This is a genomic window from uncultured Kiloniella sp., from assembly GCF_937128705.1.
GTDB lineage: Bacteria > Pseudomonadota > Alphaproteobacteria > Kiloniellales > Kiloniellaceae > Kiloniella.
Genome location: NZ_CAKZMP010000209.1, coordinates 1 through 5208, shown reverse-complemented (window position 1 = coordinate 5208; position 5208 = coordinate 1). Strand labels below are relative to the sequence as shown.

Below are 5208 nucleotides of genomic sequence, written 5' to 3'. Positions count from 1 at the left end.
GTGAACCCCTGCAGATATCACCGCAATCTGGCACTGGTTTTGAGTTGAAAAGTTCAAAGACAGTGGGGAGAGTTAAAAAGTGGATTCAACACTGCCAAAGAAAAGAGTAATATCGTCATACTCTCAATAACAGAATGATTGTGCATTTTTAAATTTTTGTTATCTGCGTATGACTGGGGACTAGACAGATTAATGTTATTCTCAAGAAGCATTGATATACAATTTAAGTAAGTTGCCTACCCCAGCAACCAATTAAAAAGCCCTCTGAGTGAAAACTCAGAGGGCTTTTTTACGTCTGGAGGGGGGAGAGAACTTAGTGTGAAAATAATAAGTAGCGAAACCGAGTAAGTTCTCGAAGTGGCCTTATCCGTGGTAAACAAGTATCAACATGTTGCAAATGATAACTATTCTCATTAAGTTGATTTTTAATAATTAGAATCAAAAAAGCAGCTATAAAGGCCAGATAATGCAGTTTAGTGATCGCGAGTATAGCGTCGAGGATTTGCGTATTTTTAGTGAACACCTAAAACTTAATGTTGAAGATCTGACAATAACCAGATCGGATAAAACAGTTGATTTTGAAACTGGCCTGATAAATGGATGTTTTCGGGAAAGCAAAATTTTATCTGGTTTAACAGTCTGTACATTAAAGGGGGCGATCCTTGGCGAATATAATGTTGAAGCAACAAATCCACCGGGGTTAAGCCTTTATATTGGATTTGAGGGAAGTGGTCATACAAAACAAGGTGAAAACACTATTGAGCATAAAACAGCGCCTAATATTTATTATCTGTTCCACGAGAGCCTTTTAACAATCAAGCAGGTATCTTTTCCTGGAAACATTGAAACTGTTGTTATTCATTTTGCTTTAGATGAATTAAAGCTATTTATCGAAGAATACTGCCTAAATAATGGGGAAAAGGACCGTTTAAATACTTATCTTCTAGCTGGTCGAGATTACAAGGTTTGGTGCCCAAATCCTTCAATAATCGAGGCTTTAAAAGGGCTAGTATGTACCGAGTTGACTGGAATAAACCTAAGGCTACATTTTATTCAAGTGGTGGTCGAGGTCTTAAAATCTTTTTTCACACACTTATTGCAAAGGAATAAAATACTACCAGAAGAGCAGGTGGTTCTGGCTAAAGATGTTCGGCATATTGATAAGGCAGTCGAATTTATTAAGAGCAATATGGGGAGGAAGCTAACTCTTCAGGCCATTGCAGATGAAGTCGGTTGTAGTAAGAAGCATTTGAAATTGAATTTTCCAAAAATTTGCGGTTATCCACCAGCTCATTATGTTCTGCGTACACGAATGGAAGTTGCTAAAAATATGCTCAGGTCAGGGCGAGCAACTATTCAGCAAACAGCTGCACACGTTGGGTATGCAAATCAAGCCAGTTTTACGACAGCTTTTCGAAAATATCATAAAATCACACCGAGTGAAGCAACATCGGCTGCCCTTTAGCTCTCCGTAAGCCCCCAGTACCTCTTTGCGATAATAAAAGGACTAAATGGGAAAACAACATCAATTGAGCACTCTTAAATAATCCTTCAAAACATCCAACGGTTGTTTCGTATACTGTTGGAATGTAGATATCATGTTAAATTGTTATAAAAAAACTTTGTTATCTAGCTGCATAATCTGTAGCGCGGTTGTCTTAGTTAATGTCCCTAGAAGTGGTGCTTTTGCTGAAGGAGGTAAGACCGATGAAGAAGGTAAGATTCAGCTTGAGCCTGTGTATGTAACAGCACAAAAACGGGACGAGGTTGAGCAAGAAGTTCCCATTAGTATGGAAGTTTTTACCGCAGATGAGCTTGAAAAACAAAATTTAACATCCGTATTTGATATTATTCAAAAAACACCAAATTTGTCTGTTCGAACTGGGGCAAACGGTGGAGATAGTCAAATTACAATCAGGGGGCTTGGCGCTCAACTTCCTTACGTAGATAGCTCTGTTCCTGTTTTTGTTGATGGGGTGGCGATACCTGCAAGCCAAGCTATGATGCTTTTGAAAAATGCAGATCGGGTCGAAGTATTAAGGGGACCTCAAAGTACCCTCTTTGGCCATAATGCGATAGCTGGTGCAATCAATATTGAAACCAAATTACCAAGTGATGAATTTGAAGGACAAATCCAAGGTGGTGTGGGAACCCGTGATCACTACCAAGGGGATTTATACCTTTCTGGTCCGATTATGGATAAAAAGCTTTATGGATCATTCACAATGTCTGGTACGACAGGCGACGGTTTTGTTAAGAATCTTTCAAATGATAAAAATGCAGATAAATATGACACTAAGTATATGCAGGGGAAGTTGCGTGCCCTACCTAATGACAACTTAGAACTTAGACTTAATCTGGACTTATCTGACCGCAACGGTCCCGCACGCTATTGGACAGATAGACCTAATTATACGGTTACAAGCACAGATAATCTGAAAGAGGAAACTCATTCACGGGGAGGGTCCTTTGATGTGATCTATGATTTTGATGAAGCCGAGCTTCGTAGTTTAACAAACATGCGCCAAACCAAAATTGATTCCCTATTTGCCTGGCCTTACAAAATAGATAGCAAAGAAGAAATTTATAGTCAGGAAATCAGGCTTTCTTCTGTAGATGAGGATAGTCCATTATCGTGGCTTGCAGCGGCTTATGTATCTCATGAACGAAATAACGTTAATCAAGATATTCCCGCTTATCCTGCTATTTACGATACCGACTTGAAAACTCAAAATTATGCGATGTATGGGAATTTAGGTTATGACGTAACAGACCGTTGGAATATTAATGTGGGCACTCGATTTACCCGTGTGGATCGCAAGGCTGATCAGCTATTTTCTTTTGGTGGTACCTCTACAACGTTGGATTACGATGAAACCTTTTATGGTTTTACGCCTAAAGTTAGTACTACTTATGCACTTACACCCTCTACAAATATTTATGGTTCGATTGCTTCAGGATTTAAACCTGGAACAGTTAACTTTGCAGCTTCTAATGCGTCTAATCAGAAAGTAGATAGTGAAAAGAGTATTAATTATGAGATCGGAGCTAAAGGCCGTTTAGCAAACGACAGAATCTCTTATGGTGCTGCGGTGTTTTATACAGATTTCTCGAATTATCAAGCCTATGACACCTTACTCAATGCGATCAATATAAAACGAGCCTATTCACGTGGTATAGAAGCTAACCTTTCGGCTCTACTGACAGATGAGTGGCAGATCGGGGGGAGTGTTGGATATCTAGATACGGAGATAACCAAAAGTAAGGATCAGTCATACGAAGGAAATAACTTCGCAATTAGTCCGGAATTAACGGCACGGATTTCAACCACATATGAGAAGGATTTGGGGCAGAATCTTACGGGGTATATTACGGCTGATATTACTTATCAATCTGAAACTGATTATAATTTAGCAAATGATGATAAAATTGAGGGTGATGCATACGCGCTTTTAAATGCTTCTATTGGTATCGACTACCAGAATTTAAGCCTGGCGCTTCACGGCAAAAACCTTACGGATAAAAAATACGCGGCTGAAATTTCCACAGAAAAATTTTGGACCCCAGGTGCTAGACGATCCGTTCTAGCGACACTTGCTGTTAAATTTTAAGGCTGTGTATCGTGGATGAATTGTTTAGTCCTGCTCAGGGTAAAGAGCCCTGGGCAGAGGAGAAGTTCTTTCCCTTAAGAGACGCTTTTTTACGTCTTTTTGAGCAGGGTGAAGAAATTGGGGCTGGCCTTTGTGTTTATGTGAAAGGGGAAAAAGTTTTAGATTATTGGGCTGGATATGCGGACCTTTTACAAAATAGCTTATGGCAACATGATACTGTTGTAAGTACCTTTTCTGCATCTAAAGCGATGGTCGCAGTTTGTTTACTTCACCTTATTGATAGAGGTTTTGCAGAACTGGATGAGCCTGTTGTTACCTATTGGCCAGAATTTTCCCATAAAGAAGGCGGTTTAAAATCAAACGTTACGATAAGGGATGTCTTACAACATAGATCAGGCTTGCCGGTACTCAGCGCAAATAGACCGGGTGACGTCTATCATTGGGACCGCATGATTGGTGCTATTGAAAAGTCCGACCTTATTTGGCCGACAGATACTGAAACGGCGTATCACGCAATTACTTTTGGGCACATCGTTGGAGAAATCATACGAAGAAGCAGTGGGATGATGCCTTCTGAATATTTCGATAAATATTTCGCGAAGCCATACGATGCAGATTATGCTTTGAAGCTACTGCCGTCCATGAAAGATCGAGTTGCCGTATGTACAGGGTACGGGAGGGGCGTGCAAATATTCTTAAGCATTGCAGCCCGGGTTATGCCATGGCTTGGTGGGTGGAAAAGGCTTTATTTCAAACCCTGTGATGGAAATTACCATCCGAATAGCGATGCCTGGCGAGAATGTGAAGCACCAGCAATTTCAGGGTTTGGTACCGCGAGGAGCTTGGCAAAAATATATAGTGTTATTGGGCAACAAGAACCGACGCTGTTTTCTCCTAAGTTAATGAAAGAGTTGATGTCGGTACCTAAAACTCAGTTAGATCAAGCGACAAACTCATTCGTACGAATTGGGCTTGGGGTCTTTTTTACGGATGATAATTTGGCCCCCTTTGGGCCAACGAGAAATAGTTTTGGTCATGCCGGGATGGGTGGAAGTTTAGGGTTTGTGGACCCGGAAAATCAGGTAGCTTTTTCCTTTGTTCATAATAAGCTCCACCAAAAATCAAAACAGGATCCATCATTGATGGGGAATTCATCTAAGAAATTGATCGACATAGCGTATTCTTGTTTGAGGTAGCAGATATCCTAACTTTTTTATAAAAACTCTCTTAGTTAATTGTCGTTTCTCTTAAAATGAAAAGTATTCTTTATGTCGGCTTGTATTTCTAAAGAAAAAATATTGTTACTTGGAGGACTGTATTGTTCTCAGTTTCTTGCTATATCGTTCATATTTACCGCTTTACCAGCAATACTTCGTAGCGAAGGTGCGGATTTAAATTCTATAGCTTGGTTGTATAGCTTTGGGTTGATTTGGTCGATAAAGCTTTTATGGGCACCTCTTGTTGATGCTTATGGATCTCGTAAATTCGGTCATTATCGTAGTTGGATTTTAATCTTACAGCCGCTTATGGTTTTTGCGATCTTACTCGGTGCTATTTTTCCCGTACCTGAAAGTCTGGGCATGCTCGGGGTGGCTCT

3 protein-coding genes and 1 pseudogene are annotated in these 5208 nt (G+C 40.1%); all 4 read left to right on the top strand.

The window, feature by feature from the left end; translation table 11 throughout:
* The first annotated feature begins 466 nt into the window (after window positions 1-466).
* Window positions 467-1465 carry an AraC family transcriptional regulator gene (locus Q0241_RS11190; RefSeq protein WP_299377366.1) on the top strand — a complete coding sequence of 333 codons (999 nt, stop codon included), beginning with the start codon at window positions 467-469 and terminating at the stop codon, window positions 1463-1465.
* 133 nt (window positions 1466-1598) lie between these two features.
* On the top strand, window positions 1599-3611 hold the full coding sequence (locus Q0241_RS11185) for a TonB-dependent receptor (protein ID WP_299377364.1): 2013 nt from the start codon (window positions 1599-1601) through the stop codon (window positions 3609-3611).
* 11 nt (window positions 3612-3622) lie between these two features.
* Window positions 3623-4807 (top strand): serine hydrolase domain-containing protein, encoded by a 1185-nt coding sequence (locus tag Q0241_RS11180; RefSeq protein ID WP_299377362.1) that lies wholly within the window; start codon window positions 3623-3625, stop codon window positions 4805-4807.
* Between the two features lie 72 nt (window positions 4808-4879).
* A pseudogene (locus Q0241_RS11175) lies at window positions 4880-5208 on the top strand (MFS transporter); the annotation flags it as partial.

Bases quoted from the DNA above. Each gene is read 5' to 3' on its own strand.
- Q0241_RS11190 (WP_299377366.1), top strand. From the start codon at position 467: ATGCAGTTTAGTGATCGCGAGTATAGCGTCGAGGATTTGCGTATTTTT.
- Q0241_RS11185 (WP_299377364.1), top strand. From the start codon at position 1,599: ATGTTAAATTGTTATAAAAAAACTTTGTTATCTAGCTGCATAATCTGT.